The 23,455-nt window shown below is 74.3% G+C and carries 21 protein-coding genes; 3 read left to right on the forward strand and 18 right to left on the reverse strand.

Annotated elements, in window-relative coordinates; translation table 11 throughout:
* Positions 1-328: 328 nt before the first annotated feature.
* The 10 genes from ACLQ22_RS26205 to ACLQ22_RS26250 form a co-directional block, all read right to left on the reverse strand.
* Entirely contained in the window at positions 329-2,860 is a 2,532-nt protein-coding gene (locus tag ACLQ22_RS26205) for an ATP-dependent Clp protease ATP-binding subunit (RefSeq protein WP_366643778.1), read from the reverse strand.
* A 461-nt stretch (positions 2,861-3,321) separates the two neighbouring features.
* Complete coding sequence (locus ACLQ22_RS26210) at positions 3,322-3,672, reverse strand: histone-like nucleoid-structuring protein Lsr2 (protein ID WP_165947879.1); 351 nt, start codon at positions 3,670-3,672, stop codon at positions 3,322-3,324.
* A 109-nt stretch (positions 3,673-3,781) separates the two neighbouring features.
* On the reverse strand, positions 3,782-5,290 hold the full coding sequence (gene lysS, locus ACLQ22_RS26215) for a lysine--tRNA ligase (protein ID WP_425694668.1): 1,509 nt from the start codon (positions 5,288-5,290) through the stop codon (positions 3,782-3,784).
* Between the two features lie 206 nt (positions 5,291-5,496).
* Positions 5,497-6,255, reverse strand: coding sequence for a type III pantothenate kinase (locus ACLQ22_RS26220; RefSeq protein WP_121401570.1), 759 nt, complete (start codon positions 6,253-6,255; stop codon positions 5,497-5,499).
* A 32-nt stretch (positions 6,256-6,287) separates the two neighbouring features.
* Positions 6,288-7,184: a carboxylating nicotinate-nucleotide diphosphorylase gene (gene nadC, locus ACLQ22_RS26225; protein WP_425694669.1), complete on the reverse strand. Its 897-nt coding sequence runs from the start codon at positions 7,182-7,184 to the stop codon at positions 6,288-6,290.
* Positions 7,181-8,875 carry an L-aspartate oxidase gene (locus tag ACLQ22_RS26230; RefSeq protein WP_366643755.1) on the reverse strand — a complete coding sequence of 565 codons (1,695 nt, stop codon included), beginning with the start codon at positions 8,873-8,875 and terminating at the stop codon, positions 7,181-7,183. The genes nadC and ACLQ22_RS26230 overlap by 4 nt, the downstream gene beginning before the upstream one ends.
* Positions 8,876-8,957: 82 nt before the next feature.
* A complete protein-coding gene (locus tag ACLQ22_RS26235; protein WP_425694670.1) occupies positions 8,958-9,851 on the reverse strand; it encodes a septum formation family protein in 894 nt (297 codons plus the stop codon).
* A 178-nt stretch (positions 9,852-10,029) separates the two neighbouring features.
* Positions 10,030-10,458 carry an aspartate 1-decarboxylase gene (panD, locus tag ACLQ22_RS26240; RefSeq protein ID WP_425694671.1) on the reverse strand — a complete coding sequence of 143 codons (429 nt, stop codon included), beginning with the start codon at positions 10,456-10,458 and terminating at the stop codon, positions 10,030-10,032.
* 36 nt (positions 10,459-10,494) lie between these two features.
* On the reverse strand, positions 10,495-11,343 hold the full coding sequence (gene panC / locus ACLQ22_RS26245) for a pantoate--beta-alanine ligase (RefSeq protein WP_425694672.1): 849 nt from the start codon (positions 11,341-11,343) through the stop codon (positions 10,495-10,497).
* A gap of 53 nt (positions 11,344-11,396) precedes the next feature.
* Entirely contained in the window at positions 11,397-12,350 is a 954-nt protein-coding gene (locus ACLQ22_RS26250; protein WP_425694673.1) for a Rossmann-like and DUF2520 domain-containing protein, read from the reverse strand.
* 197 nt (positions 12,351-12,547) lie between these two features.
* Between ACLQ22_RS26250 and ACLQ22_RS26255 the strand changes: the two genes are divergently transcribed.
* A complete protein-coding gene (locus ACLQ22_RS26255; protein WP_425694674.1) occupies positions 12,548-13,651 on the forward strand; it encodes an SAM-dependent methyltransferase in 1,104 nt (367 codons plus the stop codon).
* Positions 13,652-13,655: 4 nt separating this feature from the next.
* Entirely contained in the window at positions 13,656-14,816 is a 1,161-nt protein-coding gene (locus tag ACLQ22_RS26260; protein WP_425694675.1) for an NADH-quinone oxidoreductase subunit D, read from the forward strand.
* A gap of 69 nt (positions 14,817-14,885) precedes the next feature.
* Here the strand turns inward: ACLQ22_RS26260 and ACLQ22_RS26265 are convergent, their stop codons facing one another.
* The 4 genes from ACLQ22_RS26265 to ACLQ22_RS26280 all read right to left on the reverse strand — a co-directional run bounded on the left by ACLQ22_RS26265 (position 14,886) and on the right by ACLQ22_RS26280 (position 19,617).
* On the reverse strand, positions 14,886-16,616 hold the full coding sequence (locus ACLQ22_RS26265) for a hypothetical protein (protein ID WP_425694676.1): 1,731 nt from the start codon (positions 16,614-16,616) through the stop codon (positions 14,886-14,888).
* Positions 16,617-16,783: 167 nt separating this feature from the next.
* Positions 16,784-17,788, reverse strand: coding sequence for a glycine betaine ABC transporter substrate-binding protein (locus ACLQ22_RS26270; protein WP_425694677.1), 1,005 nt, complete (start codon positions 17,786-17,788; stop codon positions 16,784-16,786).
* 249 nt (positions 17,789-18,037) lie between these two features.
* Positions 18,038-18,760, reverse strand: a complete 723-nt coding sequence (locus tag ACLQ22_RS26275) for an ABC transporter permease (protein WP_421455508.1) — start codon at positions 18,758-18,760, stop codon at positions 18,038-18,040.
* Positions 18,761-18,933: 173 nt separating this feature from the next.
* Positions 18,934-19,617 carry an ABC transporter permease gene (locus tag ACLQ22_RS26280; RefSeq protein ID WP_121401580.1) on the reverse strand — a complete coding sequence of 228 codons (684 nt, stop codon included), beginning with the start codon at positions 19,615-19,617 and terminating at the stop codon, positions 18,934-18,936.
* A 2-nt stretch (positions 19,618-19,619) separates the two neighbouring features.
* On the opposite strand from ACLQ22_RS26280, the gene ACLQ22_RS26285 reads away from it, so the two are divergent.
* Complete coding sequence (locus tag ACLQ22_RS26285; RefSeq protein ID WP_425694678.1) at positions 19,620-20,621, forward strand: ABC transporter ATP-binding protein; 1,002 nt, start codon at positions 19,620-19,622, stop codon at positions 20,619-20,621.
* 12 nt (positions 20,622-20,633) lie between these two features.
* Here ACLQ22_RS26285 and ACLQ22_RS26290 read toward each other — a convergent pair whose 3' ends face one another.
* The 4 genes from ACLQ22_RS26290 to ACLQ22_RS26305 all read right to left on the reverse strand — a co-directional run bounded on the left by ACLQ22_RS26290 (position 20,634) and on the right by ACLQ22_RS26305 (position 23,440).
* The gene (locus tag ACLQ22_RS26290) at positions 20,634-21,131 is read right to left on the reverse strand and encodes a hypothetical protein (RefSeq protein ID WP_366643734.1); all 498 of its coding nucleotides are present in this window, start codon (positions 21,129-21,131) and stop codon (positions 20,634-20,636) included.
* A 60-nt stretch (positions 21,132-21,191) separates the two neighbouring features.
* Positions 21,192-21,506 carry a hypothetical protein gene (locus ACLQ22_RS26295; protein WP_121401583.1) on the reverse strand — a complete coding sequence of 105 codons (315 nt, stop codon included), beginning with the start codon at positions 21,504-21,506 and terminating at the stop codon, positions 21,192-21,194.
* A 54-nt stretch (positions 21,507-21,560) separates the two neighbouring features.
* Positions 21,561-22,775, reverse strand: a complete 1,215-nt coding sequence (locus tag ACLQ22_RS26300) for an ABC transporter permease (protein ID WP_425694679.1) — start codon at positions 22,773-22,775, stop codon at positions 21,561-21,563.
* 122 nt (positions 22,776-22,897) lie between these two features.
* Positions 22,898-23,440, reverse strand: a complete 543-nt coding sequence (locus ACLQ22_RS26305; RefSeq protein WP_425694680.1) for a DUF3180 domain-containing protein — start codon at positions 23,438-23,440, stop codon at positions 22,898-22,900.
* Positions 23,441-23,455: the final 15 nt, after the last annotated feature.

Below are 23,455 nucleotides of genomic sequence, written 5' to 3' on the forward strand. Positions count from 1 at the left end.
CAACGACCCGGCGCCCCGGCCCATGCCCACCCCACCCGTGGCGCCCACCACCACAAACCCGGCATACAGGCATCATGTGCCCGACGCAGTTCCGGCGGATACGGACGTCCCGGACACACGTGCCCAGCCCGTGCGAGACCGGACCATGACGCCTGCCGCCAGTTGCGTCGGCCGCGCAGTTTCTGCCCTGTCGAGCTGAATCGCTTGGAACATCACCCGGCCCCACGTCGGCGCGATCCGCCTGCGGCGGGCGGGGTGCTGATCGCCAGAAAGGGCGGCGGCCCGGTGGCTGGTGCCACCGGGCCGCCGCCCTCGTGCTGTTTCGGACTTACTCGTCCGCGCCTGCGGCGGCGGTGCCACCGAGGTCGGCCGGGACGGCGTCCGGCACCGTGGCCGGCCGGTCCGCGCCCGTGAAGACGAGCTTGGACTTGTCGATGTTCTCCGGATCGCCCTCGCAGTCCACCACCACGATCTGACCCGGGGTCAGCTCGTTGAAGAGGATCCGCTCGGACAGGTTGTCCTCGATGTCGCGCTGGATCGTGCGACGCAGCGGACGCGCACCGAGCACCGGGTCGAAGCCCTTCTTCGCCAGGTACTTCTTGGCGTTGTCGGTCAGCTCCAGGCCCATATCCTTGTTCCGCAGCTGGCCCTCGATCCGCTGGATCATGATGTCGACGATCGACAGGATCTCCTGCTGGCGCAGCTGGTGGAAGACGATGGTGTCGTCGATCCGGTTGAGGAACTCAGGCCGGAAGTGCTGCTTGAGCTCGTCGTTGACCTTCTGCTTCATCCGGTCGTAGTTGGACTCGGAGTCCTCCGACGCCTGGAAACCGAGCGAGACCGCCTTGGCGACGTCGCGGGTGCCCAGGTTGGTGGTCAGGATGATGACCGTGTTCTTGAAGTCCACGATCCGGCCCTGACCGTCGGTGAGCCGACCGTCCTCCAGGATCTGGAGCAGCGTGTTGAACACGTCCGGGTGGGCCTTCTCGATCTCGTCGAAGAGGACCACCGAGAACGGCCGACGCCGCACCTTCTCGGTCAGCTGGCCGCCCTCGTCGTAGCCGACGTAGCCGGGAGGGGCACCCACCAGCCGGGAGACCGTGTAGCGGTCGTGGAACTCGGACATGTCCAGCTGGATGAGGGCGTCCTCGCTGCCGAACAGGAACTCGGCCAGCGCCTTGGAGAGCTCGGTCTTACCGACACCGGACGGGCCGGCGAAGATGAACGAGCCCGACGGACGCTTCGGGTCCTTCAGGCCGGCCCGGGTGCGCCGGATCGCCTTCGAGACCGCCTTGACCGCGTCCTCCTGGCCGATGACGCGCTTGTGCAGCTCGTCCTCCATGCGCAGCAGGCGCGAGGTCTCCTCCTCGGTCAGCTTGTAGACCGGGATGCCGGTCCAGTTGCCGAGCACCTCGGCGATCTGCTCGTCGTCGACCTCGCTGACGACGTCCAGGTCACCGGCCTTCCACTCCTTCTCCCGCTGGGCCTTCTGCCCGAGGAGCTGCTTCTCCTTGTCGCGCAGCTGCGCGGCGCGCTCGAAGTCCTGCGCGTCGATCGCGGACTCCTTGTCGCGACGCACCTGGGCGATGCGCTCGTCGAAGTCGCGCAGGTCTGGCGGCGCGGTCATCCGGCGGATCCGCATCCGGGCGCCGGCCTCGTCGATGAGGTCGATCGCCTTGTCCGGCAGGAAGCGGTCGGAGATGTACCGGTCGGCCAGCGTCGCGGCGGCCACGAGAGCCGCGTCGGTGATGCTGACCCGGTGGTGCGCCTCGTAGCGGTCCCGCAGGCCCTTGAGGATCTCGATGGTGTGGGCCAGCGACGGCTCACCCACCTGGATCGGCTGGAAGCGGCGCTCGAGGGCGGCGTCCTTCTCCAGGTGCTTGCGGTATTCGTCGAGCGTGGTCGCGCCGATGGTCTGCAGCTCGCCACGGGCCAGCATCGGCTTGAGGATGCTCGCCGCGTCGATCGCGCCCTCGGCGGCGCCCGCGCCGACCAGGGTGTGGATCTCGTCGATGAAGAGGATGATGTCGCCGCGGGTGCGGATCTCCTTGAGCACCTTCTTGAGGCGCTCCTCGAAGTCACCGCGGTAGCGGGAACCCGCGACCAGGGCACCGAGGTCGAGCGTGTAGAGCTGCTTGTCCTTCAGCGTCTCGGGCACCTCGCCCTTGATGATCTTCTGGGACAGCCCCTCCACCACGGCGGTCTTGCCGACGCCGGGCTCACCGATCAGGACCGGGTTGTTCTTGGTCCGGCGGGAGAGCACCTGCATGACCCGCTCGATTTCCTTCTCGCGCCCGATGACCGGGTCGAGCTTGCCCTCGCGGGCGGCCTGGGTCAGATTGCGGCCGAACTGGTCCAGCACGAGGCTGGTGGACGGCGCGGCCTCACCCGGCGTGGCGCCCGCCGCGGCCGGCTCCTTGCCCTGGTAGCCGGAGAGCAGCTGGATCACCTGCTGGCGGACCCGGTTGAGGTCGGCGCCGAGCTTGACCAGCACCTGGGCGGCGACGCCCTCACCCTCGCGGATCAGGCCGAGCAGGATGTGCTCCGTGCCGATGTAGTTGTGGCCGAGCTGCAGCGCCTCGCGCAGGGACAGCTCAAGCACCTTCTTGGCCCGCGGCGTGAACGGGATGTGCCCGCTCGGCGCCTGCTGGCCCTGGCCGATGATCTCCTCGACCTGCTGTCGCACACCCTCCAGGGAGATGCCGAGGCTCTCCAGAGCCTTGGCGGCGACGCCCTCACCCTCGTGGATCAGGCCCAGCAGGATGTGTTCCGTACCGATGTAGTTGTGGTTGAGCATCCGGGCCTCTTCCTGGGCCAGGACGACAACCCGTCGCGCTCGGTCGGTGAACCGCTCGAACATGCCCTCGTGCTCCTCACGTGCCGTGCGCACTCGATCTTGATGGTCAAGAAGTCGTGGCGGGGCCGGTGCGCGGACGACCGGGACGGGCGTCCGTGCCTCCTTACTCTATCGCCGCGAACCGACTCCGCTGAGGTCGTGTGTCCCCGTCGGAGGCCGTGTACGCGTCGTTTTACACAACCGTCCGCGCTCAGGGGGTGTTCCGGTACCCCTACCTGTACGCGCAGAGCGAAATTCGGCCACGGTCGCGGACCCGTCATGCGGGTCGCGCCGGCGCCGACGCGGCCCGGATCCGGGCCGTCCGGGAGTCGTCCACAGGCTGTGGACAGACTCTCCACCGGCTGTGGACAACGACCGTCGGGACGGAATTCTTCCCGCTCGGACGCCGGTCCCGGGCGGATACGGCGACGCCGGCCCGGAGTCGTGCTCCGGCCCGGCGTCGGTGTCGCCCTTCGGCGGTCTCGTCAGTGACCGGCCTTCGCGTGGTACTCGTCGACGATCTCCTGGGGGATCCGGCCCCGGTCGGAGATGTCCTTACCGGCCTTCTTGGCCCAGGCGCGGATCGCCTTGTTCTGCTCCCGGTCGGCGGTGGCGCCACCCCGACCGCGTGCGGCCCGGCCGCCGACGACGACGCCGCCCCTGCCCACCTTGGTGCCGTGGGCGATGTACGAGGCGAATACGTCGCGCAATTTCTCGGCGTTCGAGCTCGACAGGTCGATCTCGTACTGAACGCCGTCGAGCGCGAACTTGACCGTCTCGTCAGCGTCCCCGCCGTCCAGGTCATCGACCAGCTTATGAATGATCTGCTTGGCCACGTCCCACATTCCTTTCGAGCAGGGTGCTCCTGCAAACTGTAAGCACAATAACCCGCGCGGCGCTTGTCGCGTCAATAGGATGCGGTAACGACCCGGTGGAGATGCGCGGCTACTCCGGGCGAACCAGGGGGAAGAGGATGGTTTCCCGAATTCCCAGGCCGGTGAGCGCCATCAAGAGCCGGTCGATTCCCATTCCCATACCCCCGGCCGGCGGCATTCCGTACTCCATCGCCCGGAGAAAGTCCTCGTCCAGCCGCATGGCCTCGTCGTCGCCGCGGGCGGCGAGCTGGGCCTGGGCCACCAGCCGCTCCCGCTGCACCACCGGGTCCACCAGCTCGGAGTACGCGGTCCCCAGCTCGAAACCGAGCACGTAGAGGTCCCACTTCTCGGCCAGCCCGGGCTCGCTGCGGTGCGCCCGGGTCAGCGGGCTCGTCTCCTCCGGGTAGTCGCGGACGAAGGTGGGCGCCTGGAGGCTGGGCACCACCAGTTCCTCGAACAGTTCCTCCGCCAGCTTGCCCGGCCCCCACTTCGGGTCGACCGCCAGGCCCACCTTGTCGGCGTACTCCACCAGGCGGGCGCGCTCGGTGCGTACGGTGACCTCCTCGCCGAGCGCCTCGGAAAGCACCCCGAAGAGGGTCACCGAGCGCCACTCGCCGCCCAGATCGAACTCCCGGCCGTCGGCGTGCGTCACCACGGTCGAGCCGCTGACCGCGATCGCCGCCTGCTGCACGAGATTCCGGGTCAGCTCGGCCATGGTGTCGTAGTCGCCGTACGCCTCGTATGCCTCGAGCATCGCGAACTCGGGCGAGTGCGAAGAGTCGACACCCTCATTACGGAAGTTGCGGTTGATCTCGAAGACCCGGTCGACGCCGCCGACGACGGCCCGCTTGAGAAACAGTTCCGGCGCGATTCGCAGATACAGATCGGTGCTGAGTGCATTGCTGTGGGTCACGAAAGGCCGGGCCGCCGCGCCGCCGTGCAGCAGCTGGAGCATCGGGGTCTCCACCTCGATGAAGCCCCGGCCGTGCAGCACGTCGCGCAGGCTGCGCACGGTCGCGGCCCGGGTACGCACCATCTGGCGGGCCTGCGGGCGGACGATCAGGTCCACGTAGCGCTGCCGGACCCGCGCCTCCTCGCTCAGCGGCTTGTGCGCCACCGGCAGCGGGCGCAGCGCCTTCGCCGTCACCGCCCACTGCTCGACCAGCACGGACAGCTCGCCGCGCCGGCTGGTGATCACCTCGCCGGTCACCCCGACGAGGTCACCGAGGTCGACCAGGCGCTTCCAGTCGTTCAGCCGGTCGGCGCCGACCCGGTCGAGGGAGAGCATGGCCTGCAACTCGGTGCCGTCGCCGTCCCGGAGGGTGGCGAAGCAGAGCTTGCCGGTGTTGCGTACGAAGATCACCCGGCCGGTGACCGAAACCTGGTCTCCCGTGGCGGTGTCGGTGGGCAGCTCGGCGTACTTCTCGCGGATCTCGGCCAGCGTGCTGGTCCGGGGGAATCCGATGGGGTACGGCTCGACGCCCTCGGCGAGCATCCGGTCCCGCTTCTCCCGGCGGACCTTCATCTGCTCGGGAAGGTCGTCGGCGGGATCGACTGGCACGGGGTTCTGCTCGGTCACGGCACGCTTCCTCAGAAGGAGATTTCGGGCGGGGTCAGGCCCCGAGCGTACTCAAGGCGCTCGGGAGGCGTTACGGGATAACCGGCCCGCATGACCGGCCCCACTTCCGGCCACCTCGCTCGGCCTCGTCGCCGTACCGCGCGCTCGTCCGCCGGGCCCGGCGGCGCTGAGGCCCGCCCGGCGCCCGGCCCCGGCGGCGGCCGGGGTCAGACGTTGCGGTCGTAGACCATCCGCAGCCCGATCAGGGTGATCATCGGCTCGTGGTGGGTGATCGTGCGGCACTCGTTGATCACGAGCGAGGCCAGCCCGCCGGTGGCGATCACCGCGCTCACCTCGCCCATTTCCTCGATCATCCGCTCGACGATCCGGTCCACCTGCCCGGCGAAGCCGAAGTAGAGGCCGGACTGGAGGCACTCGACGGTGTTCTTGCCGATCACCGAGCGGGGCTTGGCCGCCTCCACCTTGCGCAGCTGGGCGGCGCGGGCGGCGAGCGCGTCGAAGGAGATCTCGATGCCCGGGGCGAAGGCGCCGCCGAGGAACTCGCCCCGGGCGCTGATCACGTCGAAGTTGGTGGTGGTGCCGAAGTCCACCACGATCGACGGCCCGCCGTAGAGGGTGTACGCGGCCAGGGTGTTCACCACCCGGTCGGCGCCCACCTCCTTCGGGTTGTCGATGGCGAGTTGCACACCGGTGCGCACCCCGGGCTCGACGATCACGCTCGGCAGGTCCGCGTAGTAGCGCGACAGCATGGTGCGTAGCGAGCGCAGCGCGGCCGGCACGGTGGAGCAGGCCGCGACCCCGGTGATCTCCACGGCGTCCCCGGCGAGCAGGCCCCGGAACTTCAGGCCCAGCTCGTCGGCCGTCGACCGCGCATCGGTCTTGATCCGCCAGGAGTGCACCAGCTTGTCGCCGTCGAAGGTCGCCAGCACGGTGTTGGTGTTTCCGATGTCGATGCAGAGCAGCACGCACGCAGCCTAGACAACGGCCGGCCGCCGGTTCACCCGGTGCGCAGGTCCATCGCGATGTCGAGGATCGGCGAGGAGTGCGTCAGGGCCCCGACCGACAGGAAGTCGACGCCGGTGGCCGCGTACCGCGCCGCCACGTCGAGCGTCAGCCCGCCGGTCGCTTCCAGCTCCGCCCGGTCCCCGACCGACGCGACCACCTCGGTGAGCATCTCCGGGGTCATGTTGTCCAGCAGCAGGAAGTCGGCCCCGGCCTCGACCGCCTCCACCGCCTCGGCGACCGTGTCCACCTCGACCTGCACCGGCACGTCCGGGAACGTCTCCCGGACCCGGCGGAAGGCCGCGGTGATGCCGCCCGCCGCGAACTTGTGGTTGTCCTTGATCATCGCGACGTCGTGCAGGCCCATCCGCTTGTTCGTGCCGCCGCCCGCGCGGACCGCGTACTTCTCCAGGGCGCGCAGGCCCGGGGTGGTCTTGCGGGTGTCCAGCACCATCGCCTTGGTGCCGGCCAGGGCGTCCGCCCAGGCCCGGGTGTGGGTGGCCACCCCGGACATCCGGCAGAGCAGGTTGAGCGCCGTCCGCTCGGCGGTGAGCAGCAGCCGGGTCGGGCCGGTCACCGTGGCCAGCACGTCGCCGCGCGCCACCCGCTCGCCGTCGTGGGCCACCACCGACACCTCGACCGTACGGCCGGCGCCGGTCGTCTCGCCGACCAGCTCGAACACGGCCGCCGCCACGGCCAGCCCGGCCACCACGCCGTCGGCGCGGGCCACCAGGTCGGCGGTGTCGGTCTGGTCGGCCGGGATGGTGGCGACGCTTGTGACGTCCAGGAAGTCCGGCCCCAGGTCCTCGGCGAGCGCGGCCTCGACCGTCTGCCGTACCCGCGCCGGATCCAGGCCGGCGTCCCGCAGTGCCCGTTCCGTCGACTCCGTCATCGGGTCCCCTCCCACGCTTGCGTCAGCCGGCCCTGCGCCCCGACCGCGCCGACCAGGTGTCCGTGCCACCGCTCGTCGGCCGTCGGGAAGTCCTCCCGCCAGTGGCAACCCCGGGTCTCCCGGCGGGCGTACGCGGCGGCGACCAGCGTCGACGCCACGGTGATCAGGTTCGTCGCCTCCCAGTCGGCCGTCCGGGGCCGGCCCCGGCCCTCGCCGAGCCCGGTCAGCACGCCGGCGGTCCCGGCGAGGGTCTCCGCCGAGCGGAGCACGCCCGCGCCCCGGGTCATCGCCCGTTGCAGCGTCGGCGTCGCCTCGGCCGGCACCACCCAGCCCTCGCCGCCCACCCAGGCGCCGGTCGCCGCCGGCTGGGCCTGCTCGGGCAGCCCGGCCGCGATGTCCTCGGCGATCCGCCGGGAGAAGACCAGCCCCTCCAGCAGCGAGTTGCTGGCCAGCCGGTTCGCGCCGTGCACGCCGGTGCAGGCGACCTCGCCGCACGCGTACAGCCCGGGGATGGAGGTGCGGCCGCGCAGGTCGGTGCGGACGCCGCCGGAGGCGTAGTGCGCGGCCGGGGCGACCGGGATCAGGTCGGTCGCCGGGTCGACCCCGATGGCCAGGCAGGACGCGACGATGGTCGGGAAGCGCCGGGCCAGGAAGTCACCGCCCAGGTGCCGGGCGTCGAGGAACACGTGGTCCGCCCCGGTGGCCAGCAGGACCCGGTGGATGCCCTTGGCCACCACGTCCCGGGGCGCCAGCTCGGCCAGCTCGTGCTGCCCGACCATGAACCGCTTGCCGTCGCCGTCGACCAGGTGGGCGCCCTCGCCGCGCAACGCCTCGGAGACCAGCGGCTGCTGGGCGTGCCCGGCGCCGGGCACGCCGGCACCGGCCGGGGTGATCAGCGCGGTCGGGTGGAACTGGACGAACTCCACGTCGGTCACCGCCGCGCCGGCCCGCATCGCGAGGGCCACCCCGTCCCCGGTCGACACGGCCGGGTTGGTGGTGGCCGCGTAGATCTGGCCCATCCCGCCGGTGGCCAGGACGACCGCCCGGGCCAGGATGGCGCCCACCCCGTCCTCGCTACCCTCGCCGAGCACGTGCAGGGTGATGCCGCAGGCCGGGCCGAGCCCGTCCGGGGAGTCCCCGGGGGCACGCAGCAGGTCCAGCACCAGGGCGTGCTCGACCAGCCGGATCCAGGGGTCGCGGCGCACGGCGGCGTGCAGGGCGCGCTGCACCTCGGCCCCGGTGGCGTCGCCGCCGGCGTGCACGATCCGGTCGGCCCGGTGCCCGCCCTCCCGGGTGAGCATCAGCGAGCCGTCCGGGTTGCGGTCGAACTCCGCCCCGATCCGCATCAGCTCACGCAGCCGGGTGGGGCCCTCCTCGACCAGCACCCGCACCGCCGCCGGGTCGCAGAGCCCGACGCCGGCGATCTCGGTGTCCGAGGCGTGCGCGGTCGGGGTGTCCTGCGGGTCGAGCACGGCGGCGATGCCGCCCTGCGCCCAGCGGGTCGACCCCTCGTCGATGTCGACCTTGGTGACGACGGTGACGTGCAGCCCCGCCTCGCGCAGGTGCAGCGCGGCGGTCAGGCCCGCCACCCCGGAACCGACCACGATCACGTCGGTGGTCTCCACCCAGCCGGGCGCGGGGGCGGCCAGCAGTCTGGGCAGCGCCGGCAGGTCGACGGTCGGAAGGTCCATACCCACAGTCAACCCGAAGGGTCCTCGCGGGGGGCGGCGGGGGCGGGACGAGTGGTTTGGGCCATCGGGTCCGGACGTGCCGCTACCTCGTCCGGACCGGGAGGGCAGCCGGGCCCGCGCCCCGCAGCGAGCCGGTCACCGTATGGTCGTCGAGCCAGAGGTAGCAGCGGACGCCCCGGTCGCCGACGCGCCACCGGCCCGCTCCCGGCGGGCGGGCCACCACGCCGCTGCGAAAGCGCAGGTCGGCGTCGTCGGGCACCCCCACGTAGCGGCCGAGCACCGAGCGACAGCCGGCGTAGAGCGGGGCCCAGTCGGCGGGGCGGGTCGGGTACGGACGGTCGGGCGCCCGCCACACCCCGACGAACTCGGCGTCGTGTCTGGCGGCGCAGTCGACCGGGAGCAGCGTCCGCACCGACCCGCCGTCGGAGCGGGCCTGCTGGCAGCCCAACCGCAGCGGGGACGGCACCCGCAGCGCGTCCCGGAGGCTGCCGGTGCGGACCACCACCGTGGCGGCGGCCTCGACGGTGCTCACCTCGGTCAGGTCGCACCGGTACCAGCGGGCGCCGGCCGTCCAGCCCGCCCCGGACGGCACCGCCACCGCCAGCCGCAGCCGCCCCGTCCGCCAGTCGGCGCCCACGTGACCGGTCGCCCGGGCGTCGCAGTCGGCGAAGGCGCCCCGCAACTCGGCCGAGCCGCCCGACGGCGGGGCGGGCCGCCCGGCCGGGAAGGCGCCCACGTGCACGGTCTCGACCCGGTGCGGCGCGGCGCAGTCCACCGGCGCGTACGCCGCCAGGGTCACCACGTCGACGAAGTCGGCGACCTGGCACACCCCGGCGGCCGGGGTGAAGGGCCCGGGAGCGGGCAGGACCGCCCAGTCGTCGACCAGGTCACCGTCCAGCCCGCCGGCATCGGCGCAGCCGGCCAGGAGTGCGGCCGTGGCGACGGCAGCGAGCAGGGCACTCATCGCACGGCGCATCGCGGCCTCCCCCAGCCACCCGCGTCTCTCGACGGGCAACCAGACTACCCAGGGATGACCTTCCGGTGACAGACCGCGAGCGCCCCCACTTCGACGCCCGGAAGCCCCCTGGGTCACGAAGGGGACGAACCGCCACAGAAGCTCGCGCGAGGAACGGGCGAGCGAGGTACCGGGCGGGTCAGACGACGGCGGCGGCGAAGGGGTTGGGGATCGGGGCGCCGGCGGTGCCGGGGGCGGCGGTGGTCGGGTCGGTGTTCAGCTCGACGACCCGGTTGTCGGCGTCCACGTGCACGACCCGCGGCCGGTACGCGCGGGCCTCGGCGTCGTCCATCTGCCCGTACGAGATGAGGATCACCAGGTCCCCCGGGTGCACCAGGTGGGCGGCAGCACCGTTGATGCCGATCACGCCGCTGCCCCGCTCGCCCGGGATCACGTACGTCTCCAGCCGCGCCCCGTTGGTGATGTCCACGATCGCCACCTGCTCGCCGGGGATCAGGTCGGCGGCGTCGAGCAGGTCCTCGTCGACGGTCACCGAGCCGACGTAGTGCAGGTCGGCCTGGGTCACCGTGGCCCGGTGGATCTTCGACTTGAGCATGGTGCGCAGCATCGGGATGCCTTTCGCGGAAGGTGGCGGGGGTGGGGTTCAGGAACGGGGGGCGAGCCGGATCGCGGCGTTGTCGATCAGCCGGGTGGCGCCCACCCAGGCGGCCACGAGTAGCCGCGCCGGCCCGGAGACCGGCCCCGGTTCCAGGTCCGGGTCGGTGAGCACCAGGTAGTCGAGCCGCGCGCCGGGCGTACCGGCGCCGAAGGCCGCGTGCGCGGCGGCGAGCACCGCCCCCGCGTCACCACCCTCGTCGGCGGTCGCGGCCCCGGCCCGCAGCGCCGCCGACAGGCTCAGCGCGGCCTCCCGCTCGGCCGGGGAGAGATAGCGGTTGCGGCTGGACAGCGCCAGCCCGTCCGGCTCCCGTACGGTCGGCACGCCGACCACCTCGACCGGCACGTCGAGGTCCCGGGCCATCCGCCGCACCAGGGTCAGCTGCTGGTAGTCCTTCTCGCCGAAGAACGCCAGGTCGGGGCGGGTGAGCTGGAGCAGCTTCAGCACCACCGTCAGCACCCCGTGGAAGAACCCGGGGCGGCTCTGCCCCTCCAGGTCCTCCCCCAGCGGGCCCGGGTTCACCCGGACCCGGGGCTGGCCGTCCGGGTACATGTCCGTCACCGAGGGGGCGAAGACCACGTCCGCGCCGGCCCGCCGGCAGATCTCCAGGTCGGCGTCGAGGGTGCGCGGGTAGCGGTCGAAGTCCTCGTTCGGACCGAACTGCAACGGGTTGACGAAGATCGTGACGAGCACGTGGTCGGCCCGCTCCCGGGCAGCCCGCAGCAGCGTCTCGTGCCCGGAGTGCAGCGCGCCCATGGTCATCACGACGCCGACGGTGCCCTTCAGCCCGTCCCGCGCCGCCGCCAGCTCGGCGCGGCCGTGCACCAGTTCCGTCACGCGGTCCCCTCCGTCCGTCGGCCCGGTCACGCCGCCACCTGCGGTCGGCCCGGTCACGCCGCCACCTGCCGCCGGTCGCCGGCGAGCACGCCGAGCAGCGACTCCGCGTCGACCGGCCGCAGCCGGCCCGCCGCGATGGCCCGGTCGGCCGTACGCCGGGCCAGGGCCAGGTAGGGCGCCACCGACTCGGGAGCGGTCGCGGCGAGCCGGGCCAGGTGCCGCTCGACCGTGCCGGCGTCGCCCCGGGACACCGGCCCGGTCAGCGCGTCGTCGCCGAGGCGCAGCGCGTTCTCCAGGGCGGCCCGCAGCAGCGGGGCGAGCACCTTCTCCGGCTGGGTCACCCCGGCGTCGCGCAGCCGGTCGGCGGCCTCGTTGACCAGGGTCACCAGGTGGTTGGCGCCGTGCGCCAGCGCCGCGTGGTAGAGCGGCCGGTCCGCCTCGCCGACCCACTCGGGCACCCCGCCGAGGTCGGCGACCAGCCGGGCGGCCAGGGGGCGCAGCTCCGCCGGGGCGGTCACCCCGTACGAGATGCCGGCCAGCCGGGCGAGGTCGTCCGGCGTGCCGGTGAAGGTCATCGCGGGGTGCAGGGCGAGAGGGCGGGCGCCCGCCGCGGCGGCGGGGGCGAGCACGGCCAGCCCGTGCGCGCCGGAGGTGTGCGCGACCACCTGGCCGGGACGCAGCGCGCCGCCGTCGGCCAGGGCGGCGACCACCCCGGTGAGCGCGTCGTCGGGCACGGCGACCAGCAGCAGGTCGGTGGCCGCCCGCGCCACGGCGGCGACGGAACGGCGGGGCACCTCGGGAAGCAGCAGCGCGGCCCGGGCCCGGGAGGCGCCCGAGCCGGCCGTGACGGCGACGACCCGGTGGCCGGCGGCGGCGAGCGCGGCGCCCAGAACGGTGCCGACCCGGCCGGAGCCGACGATGCCGACGGTGAGGAGACGGGGGGTGGCGGCCGGCGGGACGGCGGGCCCGTGGGGGGCGGCCGGGCGCGGGCGCAGGGGTGCGCTCATGGGCGACGATCCAGTCCTCGAGAAGGGGTACCGGTCGATGGCAAGTATGCGCCGGGGTCACGGAACCGGGACAAGGATGTGTGAAAACGTTCACCGCCGGCACCCGGCGGCACGACCGCCGGGACGGGGACGGACGGCCCCCGACCGGCTGACCGTAGGGTCGGCACGGTGACGCACGCTGAGCGAGGAACGAGCTGATGTCCGTCCGCTGGCGGGACGCGATGGAACGGGCGCTCTACGGACCGGGCGGCTTCTTCGTCTCCGGCCCGGGGCCGGCCGGCCACTTCCGCACCAGCGTGCACGCGTCGCCCACCTTCACCGCCGCGCTGCTGCGGCTGGTCGAGCAGGTCGACGCCGCCCTCGACCGCCCCCGTGTCCTCTCCGTCGTCGACGTGGGGGCGGGCCGCGGCGAGCTGCTGCGCGGGCTCTCCGCCGCGTTGGGGGCCACCGGGGCCGATCCCCGCCCGTCGCCCGCCGGGTCGCCGTCCGCCGTCGGCTCGTCCCCCGCGCCGGTTTCGCTCGCCTCCCGGGTACGCCTCACCGCCGTCGAGAAGGCGGCCCGGCCCGACGGCCTCCCCGCGGAGATCGGGTGGGTGGACGAGATCCCCGCCGGGATCACCGGGCTGCTGGTGGCCACCGAGTGGCTCGACAACGTGCCGCTCGACCTGGCGGCGCACACCTGGGACGGCTGGCGGTACCTCCTGGTCGACCCGGCCACCGGGGAGGAGACCGTCGGTGACCCCGTCGTCCCCGCCGACGCCGACTGGCTCGCCAGGTGGTGGCCGGCGCCGGCGGGCGGAGCCGACGGGACCGGGCCCGGGTCCCGGCACCTCATCGGCGCGCGGGCCGAGATCGGCCGGACGCGCGACGACGCCTGGGCCGCAGCGGTCGGCAGGATGGACCGGGGGCTGGCGTTGGCCGTGGACTACGGGCACCTGCGCGACGGCCGACCCGTGGACGGGACGTTGACCGGGTACCGGGGCGGGCGGCAGGTGCCGCCGGTGCCGGACGGGACCCGCGACGTCACCGCGCACGTCGCCGTCGACTCGGTCGCCTCCGCCGGTGCCACGGTCGCCGGGTGCGCGTACGACCTGATGTCGCAGCGGGAGGCGCTGCGGGCGCTCGGGGCCGACGGCGGGCGACCGCCGCTGAGCCTGGCCGCCGGCGACCCGGCCGGGTACGTGCGGGCGCTCGCCGCCGCGTCGGCGGTGGCCGAGCTGACCGACCCGGCCGGCCTGGGCGGGCACTGGTGGCTGCGGCAACCGGTCGGCGTCGACCCCGGGCGGTTCATGGCACGATGACGTCATGACCACGGACGCCGGCGACCTCCGCGAGCTGACCGTCGGCACCGGGGCCGGCGGCGAGCAGCTCGGCACCGACATGGTGCTCAACATCGGGCCGCAGCACCCCTCCACGCACGGCGTGCTCCGGCTGAAGCTGGTGCTCGACGGCGAGCGGGTGGTGGCCTGCGAGCCGATCGTCGGCTACATGCACCGGGGCGCGGAGAAGCTGTTCGAGGTCCGCGACTACCGGCAGATCATCGTGCTGGCCAACCGGCACGACTGGCTCTCGGCCTTCTCCAACGAGCTGGGCGTGGTGCTCGCCGTGGAACGGCTGATGGGCATGGAGGTGCCGGAGCGGGCCACCTGGCTGCGGATGGCACTGGCCGAGCTGAACCGGGTGCTCAACCACCTGATGTTCCTCGGCTCCTATCCGCTGGAGATCGGCGCGATCACGCCGATGTTCTACGCCTTCCGCGAGCGGGAGACCATCCAGGCGGTGATGGAGGAGGTCTCCGGCGGCCGGATCCACTACATGTTCAACCGGGTGGGCGGGCTCAAGGAGGAGGTGCCCGCCGGCTGGACCGGCCGGGCGCGGGCCGCCATCGCCGAGGTCCGCCGGCGGATGCCGGACCTGGACAACCTCATCCGGCGCAACGACATCTTCCTGGCCCGTACGGTCGGCGTCGGGGTGCTCTCCGCGGCGGACGCCGCCGCGTTCGGCGCGTCCGGGCCCGTCGCCCGGGCCTCCGGCCTCGACCTGGACCTGCGCCGCGACGAGCCCTACCTGGCCTACGACCAGCTGGACGTGCCGGTCGTGACGAAGACCGCCGGGGACTGCCACGCCCGCTTCGAGGTGCTGCTCGACCAGGTGTACGCCTCGCTCGACCTCGCCGAGCAGTGCCTGGACCGGGTGGACCGGCTCACCGGGCCGGTCAACACCCGGCTGCCGAAGGTGCTCAAGGCCCCGGAGGGGCACACCTACGCCTGGACCGAGAACCCGCTCGGGATCAACGGCTACTACCTGGTCTCCCGGGGCGAGAAGACGCCGTGGCGGCTGAAGCTGCGCACCGCGTCGTACGCGAACGTGCAGGCGCTGGCCACCCTGCTCCCGGGCTGCCTGGTGCCGGACCTGATCGCCATCCTCGGCTCGATGTTCTTCGTGGTCGGCGACATCGACAAGTGACCCCGACCGCGTTCGCCCGCCCGGTCGCGGCGGGCGGCGCGGTGGCTGCCGGTGGGCGGCCGGGCGGGGTCAGCGCCAGCGGTCGGCGTTGCGGGCGCCGCCCGCGCGGGGCTCGTCGCCCTGCGGCGGGTAGCCGTGGTGCTCCTCCTGCCGCCGGCCGTACCGCTCCGGCTCGGGCTCCGCCCGACGGGTGCGGTGCGCCTCGGGCGGACCGGCGTCGTGCCGCGCCCCGGGCTGGTGTCCCCGCTGACGGGGCGGACGCCACTCGTCCGGCACCGGCACCCCGCCGGCCGGCAGGGCCGGGGCGTCGTCCGGCTCCGGCCAGCCGCCGCGCCACCCGTCGCCCGCCCGGTCCGGACCCCGGCGCGGCTCGTCCCGCCGGATCGCCGCCCAGCGGTCCGCGACCCGGTACTCGGTGCCGGTCGCGTCCGCGTGCACCTCGGCACGCCGCTCCCCGACCCGCAGTTCCCGACCCCGGTCGTCGTCCCGCACCGCGGCCCACCGGTCCCCGGCCCGTAGCTGCGACCAGTACTCCCCGCTCTCCGCCCCCGCCTCGTCCGGCGGGTACGACCGGCCGCGCCCGCGCGCTTCCGCCGGCGCCGCCCGGCCCGGTGCCTCCGCGCCGCCCCGACCCGGGTCGTCCCACTGCTGTCCGCGCTCGTCGTGCCACTCCCGCTCGCCGCGCGCACCGGACCACTCCCGGCCGCCGGATTCGGCGGACCACTCCCGCTCGCCGCGCTCGCCGGACCGCTCCCGGCCGCCGGGCTCGGCGGACCATTCCCGGCCGCCGGGCTGGACCGGCCGGGGGCGGTCGTGCCGGGCGGCCCCGGGGCCCGGCCGCGACACGTCGTCGTCCCGGCGTGGCCGGTCCTCGCGACGGGACCGGTCGTCCGGTCCGCCGTGCCCGTGACCGGCCCAGGAACGGTCGTCCGGCTCACCCGGCCACGCCCGCTCCTCCTGCTCCGGCGACCAGCGTCCCGCGTACCCGTCGCCGTACCGGGCCGCCCGGTCGCCGGGGACGGACGCGGCGCCGTCCACGATGGTGTGCCGGGTGGTGACGTGCACGGTCTCGGTGTGCCGTACCACTCCGAGTGGCCGGGCCGAGGGCTGGCTCGCCGGCTCCGCCGGCCGGGCCGCCCCGTACACCCCGGCCGTTCCGCCGGCGGCCGGCCGGTCCGCGCCGTACCCGCCGGCGGCACCCGTAGCCGGCCGGTCCACGCCGTGCCCACCGGCCGGGCCGGGCGCGGGCCGCTCGGCACGCGGAGCCGGCTGCGGCCTGCGGGCGGGCTCCTCGTCGTCCCGGTCGGCGCGTCCCCGGTGGGGCACCGCGTCGTCCTGGTCCGGCACCCGCCTGCGGCCGGTGACCGCGTCGTCGGCGGACGCCCGGGCCCGGCCGGCGCCGGCCGGGGCGTCGACGCCGGCCAGCGCGGCGCTGCTCGCGTCCAGCCGCCGACGCAGCGCGGTGACCTCATCCTGTGCCCGCTGGGCGTGGTCGAGCGCCTGGTTGCCGCGTTGGGCGGCGGCCACGATCTCCCCGCGCAGCTCGCGGCGGAGCTGCTCGATCTCGTCCAGCAGCTCATCGGTGCGGGCCGGGCCCGCGCCGTCGGCGCGCAACGCGATCGACAGCCCGATCAGGACGACGGCCATGATGGCCAGCACGGCGGCGAACCGCAGCGGGCCGTTGCCGTCGGCAACGAGCAGGATCAACGCCGCCACCGGCGCCAGGGCCACACCGACCCAGAAGAGCGCGGTCAGCAGCGACGGGCTGCGCTTGTCGGCGGGGGCGACCGGGGCTGGCATGGGTCCGCAGCCTACCGAGGGCTGCCCCGCCGGGGAAAGGGTGCACAGGGCAACCGGCGTCTTCGCCGCCGATCGCCCCGCGGCCGTCGGCCGACCGGCCGGGCCGCCAGCCGTCGGCCCGCCCGTCGGCCGCCGGTGGCACGGGGCCACCGGCGGCCGGTCGGGGATCAGCCGACGGCCAGTGCGCCGTCCGAGGAGAACACCAGGCCCACGCTCGCGGCCCCGGTCTTCAGCGCGTTCTTGGTCTGCGGGCCGCCCTGGTCCAGCGAGCTGAACGAGCCGGCCTTGAAGTCGTAGACCTGGACGAGCCCCGCCTGGCACTTCGGCCGCTGCGGGCACTCCGGCGGCCCGGCGAGCACCGTGGCCTGGCCCGAGCACTTGGCGGCCAACTCGGAGAGCGTGTTGACGCCGTACTTGTCGGCGAACGCCTTCGTCACGGCGAAGGCGTTCTGGTCCTGCGCGGCGGCCGGCGTGCCGAAGACGAGGCCCGCCTTGTCGCCGGCCGCCTTGAGCGCCGCCACGGTCTTCTCCAGCTCCGGCGAGGAAACCGGCTGGGCGTCCTTGCCGTTGGCCTTGGTGTTGAGGAACTCGGCCATGGTCGCCGCGTACTCCGGGACGACCTGGATCTCGCCCTTCTCCAGGGCCGGCTCGTAGAGCTCGCGGTTGCCGATCTGCTGCACCTTGGCGTCGTAGCCGGCGGCGGTCAGGGCGATCTTGTAGAGCTCGGCCAGGATCTGGTTCTCCGTGAAGTTGGCCGCGCCGATCACGATCTGCCCACCGGGGCCCTTGGCGATGCCGGCGGTGACGTCGTTGGCCGCCGCGAACTCCTCGGCCGCCTTCTGGGCCGTCTTGCGGTCGACGTCGACGGCCTTGTTGAGCTGGATCAGCTTCGGCGTGTCGAGCGCGGCCGAGACCTTGTCCAGCGCCGCGATCAACTGCGGGTTGGCCGCGTCGGCGTTGACCGCCGGGATGACGTTGTCGGTGTTCTGGAGCTTCTTGTCGTCGTCGAGGACGACGAGCTGGTCACCGGCGACCGGCGCGCAGCCGGCCCCCGAGGCCGCCTGCTCCGGGGCGTCCGTGCCGGAGGAGCCGGCGTCGCCGCAGCCGGTCAGCAGCCCCGCCGCGGCGAGGGCTCCCACCGCACCGACCGCCAGGCGTGTACGTGCGCGCATCAGTGCCCGCCTTCCGTGTCCCGGCGCGACCCTGTCGGGCCGGCCGCGTGTCCGACGGGCGATCTGGTCCGGCCGCCCGCTGTGTCCCACGGGCGGCTCGCCTTGCGACCGCCCGGTTTCCCACCCCAACATCTTCCACGCGGGACCGACAACCCGAGGCGGAGTTTGTCACCGGATCGTCACCGGAGGTGAATCGAATTCGCCGTCGCGCGCCCGCCCGGGCTCGGCGTCCGGGTGGGCGGACGACGGTCAGCCGCCGGCCACCGCCTGCGCCGCCCGGCGACGCGCCCGACGGCGACCGGCCCGCAGCGGGCGTGGCGTGACCAGCCGCTCGACCAGGGCCAGCACCAGTTCCAGCAGCATGGCGAGCCCGGCCACCAGCACGCCGCCGGCGATGATCTGGCCGCCGCCGGCGGCGATGTCCAGCCCGAAGCCCGCCCGGATGATCTGGCCCAGGCCGCCGCCGTTGACGAAGGACGCCAGCGCGGCCGTCGCCACCACCTGCACCGCCGCCGTGCGGAACCCGGCCGCCAGGTAGGGCACCGCCAGCGGCAGCTCGACCCGGCGCAGCAGCTGCCACCCCGAGAAGCCCATCCCGCGCGCCGCGTCCCGGGCCTCCGGATCGGCCTGCCGCACCCCTGTGTACGCGTTGGCCAGCAGCGGCGGCACCGCGAAGACGGCCAGCGCGACCACCACCGACGGCCGGCCGAAACCGAGGAAGGTCAGCGGCAGGATGGTGAGCAGGGCGAGCGTGGGGATGGCCAGCGACACGTTGGACACCAGCACCACCAGGCCGCCGCCCCGCCCGGTGTGCCCGAGCCAGAGCCCGATCGGCCAGGCGACCAGGCAGCCGAGCGCCACCGCCGCCGCCGACATCGACAGGTGCTCGCCCAGCCGGTCCAGGACGCCGCCCGGGTTCGTCCAGTTCAGCGGGTCGTTGAGCCAGACCAGCGCCGCCTCGACCGGATTCACCGAGCCACCCTCCCGTTCGCGACCGTGGGACTCCGCCGCGCTGCGTTCCTCGCGCTCACCGGGCCAACCTTCCGCTCGCGACTGCGGGACTCCGCTGCGCTGCGTTCCTCGCGCTCACCGAGCCAACCCTCCGCTCGCGACTGCGGGACTCCGCTGCGCTGCGTTCCTCGCGCTCACCGGGCCCGCTTCAGCCAGGGGGTCAGCAGCCTGCCCGCACCGGCCAGGACCAGGTCGAGCACCAGGGCGAGCAGGACGCAGAGCAGCGTCCCCGTCATGATCTGCGCCTTGTAGAAGTTGTTCTGGAAGCCGGCGAAGATCAGCTGCCCGAGACCGCCGCGCCCGATCACCACACCCACGGTCACCAGGGCCACCGTGGAGACGGTCGCCAGCCGCAGCCCGGTGAGGATGCCCGGCAGGGCCAGCGGCAACTCGACCCGGAACAGCCGGCCCCAGCGGCCGTACCCCATCCCCTCCGCCGCCTCGCGGACCTCGGGGGGCACCTGGTTGAGCCCGGCGACGGCGTTGCGGACGATCACCAGCAGCGCGTAGAGGACCACCACGCTGAGCGCGGTCGCCGCGCCGATGCCCAGGTAGGGGGCGACGAACGCGAAGAGCGCCAGCGACGGCACCGTGTAGAGCACCCCGGTGAGGGCCAGGACCGGCCCGGCGAGCGAGCGGTACCAGTACGCGGCCACCGCCAGCGGCAGCGCGATCAGGGCGGCGATCAGCACCGCGCGAGCGGTCAGCGAGGCGTGCTCCCGCACGGCGGCGACGATCGTGTCAGAGTTGTCCCGCACGTACTGCCAGGAGAACCACGGGTTACCCGGGTCGGCCCGGTAGCTCAGGCGGAAGGACATGTGTGGACGTTACCCCGGAGGGCACCGCCCCCGCCGAACCGCGCGCGGCGTCGATCACGCTGGAGGGCATCCGGAAACGCTACCCGGACGGCACCGAGGCCGTACGCGAGCTGAGCCTGGACATCAGAGCCGGCGAGCTGGCGGTGCTGATCGGACCGTCGGGCTGCGGCAAGTCCACGGTGCTCCGGATGGTCAACCGCCTCATCGAGCCGACCGGCGGCCGGATCCTGCTCGGCGGCGAGGACGTCACCCGGGTCGACCCGGTCGGGCTGCGCCGCCGGATCGGCTACGTGATCCAGAACGTCGGGCTGTTCCCGCACCAGACGGTCAGCGCCAACGTCGCCACCGTGCCCCGGCTGCTCGGCTGGCCCCGCCAGCGCAGCCGCCGCCGGGTCGACGAGCTGCTGGAACTGGTCGGGCTCGACCCGGCCACGTTCGGCCGCCGCTACCCGCACGAGCTCTCGGGCGGGCAGCGGCAGCGGGTCGGGGTGGCCCGGGCGCTGGCCGCCGACCCGGTGGTGCTGCTGATGGACGAGCCGTTCTCGGCCGTCGACCCGATCGCGCGGACCCGGTTGCAGGAGGAGTTCCTCCGGTTGCAGGCCGAGGTGCGCAAGACCATCGTGCTGGTCACCCACGATCTCGACGAGGCGGTCCGGCTGGGCGACCGGATCGCGGTGCTCTCCGAGGGCGGGCGCCTGGAGCAGTTCGACACCCCGGCCGCCGTGCTGGGCGCGCCCGCCACGCCCTTCGTCCGGGAGTTCGTGGGCGCCGACCGGGGCATCCGCCGGCTCGCGGTCACCCCGGTCACCGGCGGGGCCGTCGAGCCGCTGCCGGAGGCCGGGGTGGCCGGGCTGCCGACGATGCCGGTCGGCGGCTCGGCGTACGACGCGCTGGGGATGCTGCTGACCTCGGCCGCGGACCGGGTCGTGGTGACCGACGGGGGGCGGCCGATCGGGGTGCTCAGCCGGGAGCGGCTGCTCGAACTGGGCGCGCCCGAGCGGTGAGAGGCGGCCGGGTCAGGCGCGACCGCCGAGGCTGGCCGTGCCGATGACCCAGCCGGAGAGGAAGCCGTACGTCGCGCCGGCGCCGCCCGCCTGGATCGCCGTCAGCAGCGCCGGCTCCGGGCCGAGGAAGGCGGCGATCAGCGAGGCGAAGCCGCTGGCCAGGACGTACGCGGCCCAGCCGGAGAAGAACTGCGTCCCCGACCCCTGCACCCGGGCCACCTGCGAGGTGGGCAGCAGGTAGAGGAAGAGCGCCGCGAGGATGACCAGCAGGACGGCCCGCAGGTTCGCCACGAGCAGGTTGCCGGTCGCCCCGTCGCCGCTGAAGTGCCACGCCGGCCAGGAGAGCAGTTGCAGGTACCAGCCGCCGGCGGAGTTCGGGTCGGTGCCGGCGGCCCAGCCGACGTACGCCGGGCTGCCGCAGACCGCGACCAGGAGGAGCGCCGCGAGCGCGCCAGTGCCCGCCGCCGTCCCGTAGCGACCGCCGGTGCGTGACGGGTTGGTGAGCGCCATGATCGGGTCAGTTCCCGGCGGAGCGCGGGGGGCAAACCTGACCGGGGCCGTCGACCGCCGTCACCCTCGCGGGTGCTTCATCAGGTAGTCGATGAACGCGGCCCGCAGCAGCGGCGCCGACTCCTCGTAGCCGTGCCCGGTCAGCTCCCGCCACAGCGCCGCGGCCTCGTCGATCGTCGGCCCGACCGAATTGGGCGCGCCGTCGAGGACGGCGGCCTCGTCCGCGTTCGGCAGGTGCCGCAGCACGGACCAGAAGAAGCGCACGTCGTGGCGCTCCCGGGCGACCGCGAACGCCCGCTCCCGCAGTTCCTCGGTGGACAGCGCGTCGAGTTCCTCGAACGACGGGCCGGCGGAGGTCGATGGTGTGTCGGTCATGCCGCCGAGCCTAACCGGCGAGATCACTCCCGGCCCGGTGGACGCGGTGCCGGCTCACCGGTCGCCGGCGTCCCAGCGGCGCGGGCCGGTCTCCCAGCCGGGATCGCTCCACGGGTCCACCGGGCTCTCCGGGGACCGCCTCGGCACGGCGGGCGGCCAGTCGCCGACCGGGTCCGCCGACGGCGCCGTCCAGCCCGCGCCGATCCGGCCGTCCCCGGCGGGGACCGGTTCCGCCGCCGCGCCGGTCGCCGGCCGCCCGTACGCCTCGACCAGCCGGGTGACCAGCAGCCCGACGCCGAGCGCCGCCGCGCCGACCGCCCACCGGCTCACCGTCCAGCCCCGGGCCTGCGCGTACGCGAGGAAGACCGTGACCAGGCAGACGGCCAGCAGGGTGCCGAAGACGCCGCCCCGCCGGCCGTAGGCGCTGGTGCCGGCGAGCAGCGCCAGGCCGACCGCGAGCACCGTCCAGTCCAGCCCCGGGTCCGGCGCGACCGGGGCGGTGTCCCGGCTGGCCGTCAACATGCCGGCCAGCGCGGCCAGCACCGTGGAGCCGACGAGCGCGCCGGAGGTAACCACCGCCGCCACCACGCCCCGGCGGCGGGCGGGATCCACGACCGGGCGGAACCGGCCGACCACCCGGCGGACGGCCCGCACCGAGCCGAACAGACCGCCGAGCACCGCGACGGCCGCGAACCCGACGAAGAGGTGCAGCGCGCCGCGCTCCGGGTCGTAGTCGCCCTGCGGCAGGACCGACGACGAGCGCTGTTCGACGTACACGATCACCCCGGCCGCGCCCGCGAGGGACGCGGCCCAGCCGGGCACGTGCAGCACCACCACGACCAGCGCCAGGGCGAGCCCGCCCAGCGCGGCGACCAGCAGGGCCGGGCCGGCGGCGGCGTTGACGCCCCGGTCGCCCTGCTCGGCGACGTGCAGCGCGGCGGCGACCGCCACGGGGCCGACGGCCAGGTTCACGGCGGCGGTACGCAGGGTCAGCCCGGCGGCCAGCCCCAGCAGCCCGAGCACGACCGCGTCGAGGAGCAGGGAGCGCAGCCCGTCGCCCCGCAGCGCGGCCGGGTCCTCCCGCCACAGCAGGTACGCCAGGACGACCAGCCCGGCCAGGAGCAGCAGTTCCCAGACGACGTGGACGGCGAACCGGTCGCGGCCGGGCTCGCCGTGCGCGGGGTCGTCGAAGACGTTCTCCAGGACGGAGGCGGGGATGCCGGACGAGGGCTCGGGGGACGGCTCACGCCCCGGTTCGTCGTACCGCATGACGCCGCCTCCCACGTGGCCGCCCGTCCAGCCTGGTCCGACGCGCGGGCGGACCGGGGCGGCGTTGCTCTCCGGTCGGAGGCACCGTACCCGCGCGGGAGGCCGGGCGTAACCCCCCGGAATCAGCGTGGGCCGGGGCGGCCCTCCCGGCCGCCGGGCTCGCGGTCCTCGTCGTCCTCCTGCTCGGGAACCCGGCAGGAGCGCTCCAGCCAGAGCGCCGCCGCCACCAGCGCCAGACCGGCGAGCAGGCCGGCGCCGGCGATCGGCCGGTCGTCCATCGCGGCGTCGGTGCGCTCCACGAAGAGCCAGCCGGTCAGCCCGGCGTAGAACCCGGTGAAGATCGCGCCGGCCAACGCGGACGCCTTCGCCAGCACCACGAACCGGGCCACCAGCAGCGGGTTGACGGGCTCGCGGCCCGGCCTGCGCTCGATGCGCCCCCGGGTGTTGACGGCGGCGTACGCCTCCAGCACGGCCAGCGCGGCGAGCGTGACCACCGGCAGCCAGGGCAGCTCCGGCAGGTAGTCGTAGTAGAGGGTGCTGATCAGCAACCAGGCCACCGCGGCGGCGGCGAGGGCGGCCACCACCAGGGTGGAGATCCGGGTGGGGCCCATCCGGGACCGCTCGGGGCCCGTCCCGCCCGGTCGCGGGGACTGCGCCTGCGTCATGCCGGCCGGCTCCAC

This window comes from Micromonospora sp. DT178 (assembly GCF_049841695.1).
Taxonomy (GTDB): Bacteria; Actinomycetota; Actinomycetes; order Mycobacteriales; family Micromonosporaceae; genus Micromonospora.

Coding starts and splice junctions, on each gene's coding strand:
- ACLQ22_RS26305 (WP_425694680.1), bottom strand. CDS start 23,440: ATGACGCAGGCGCAGTCCCCGCGACCGGGCGGGACGGGCCCCGAGCGG.
- ACLQ22_RS26295 (WP_121401583.1), bottom strand. CDS start 21,506: ATGACCGACACACCATCGACCTCCGCCGGCCCGTCGTTCGAGGAACTC.
- panD (WP_425694671.1), bottom strand. CDS start 10,458: ATGCTGCGCACCATGCTCAAGTCGAAGATCCACCGGGCCACGGTGACC.
- ACLQ22_RS26290 (WP_366643734.1), bottom strand. CDS start 21,131: ATGGCGCTCACCAACCCGTCACGCACCGGCGGTCGCTACGGGACGGCG.
- ACLQ22_RS26265 (WP_425694676.1), bottom strand. CDS start 16,616: ATGCCAGCCCCGGTCGCCCCCGCCGACAAGCGCAGCCCGTCGCTGCTG.
- ACLQ22_RS26255 (WP_425694674.1), top strand. CDS start 12,548: ATGTCCGTCCGCTGGCGGGACGCGATGGAACGGGCGCTCTACGGACCG.
- ACLQ22_RS26260 (WP_425694675.1), top strand. CDS start 13,656: ATGACCACGGACGCCGGCGACCTCCGCGAGCTGACCGTCGGCACCGGG.
- ACLQ22_RS26205 (WP_366643778.1), bottom strand. CDS start 2,860: ATGTTCGAGCGGTTCACCGACCGAGCGCGACGGGTTGTCGTCCTGGCC.
- ACLQ22_RS26270 (WP_425694677.1), bottom strand. CDS start 17,788: ATGCGCGCACGTACACGCCTGGCGGTCGGTGCGGTGGGAGCCCTCGCC.
- ACLQ22_RS26230 (WP_366643755.1), bottom strand. CDS start 8,875: ATGGACCTTCCGACCGTCGACCTGCCGGCGCTGCCCAGACTGCTGGCC.
- ACLQ22_RS26300 (WP_425694679.1), bottom strand. CDS start 22,775: ATGCGGTACGACGAACCGGGGCGTGAGCCGTCCCCCGAGCCCTCGTCC.
- ACLQ22_RS26280 (WP_121401580.1), bottom strand. CDS start 19,617: ATGTCCTTCCGCCTGAGCTACCGGGCCGACCCGGGTAACCCGTGGTTC.
- ACLQ22_RS26235 (WP_425694670.1), bottom strand. CDS start 9,851: ATGCGCCGTGCGATGAGTGCCCTGCTCGCTGCCGTCGCCACGGCCGCA.
- ACLQ22_RS26250 (WP_425694673.1), bottom strand. CDS start 12,350: ATGAGCGCACCCCTGCGCCCGCGCCCGGCCGCCCCCCACGGGCCCGCC.
- nadC (WP_425694669.1), bottom strand. CDS start 7,184: ATGACGGAGTCGACGGAACGGGCACTGCGGGACGCCGGCCTGGATCCG.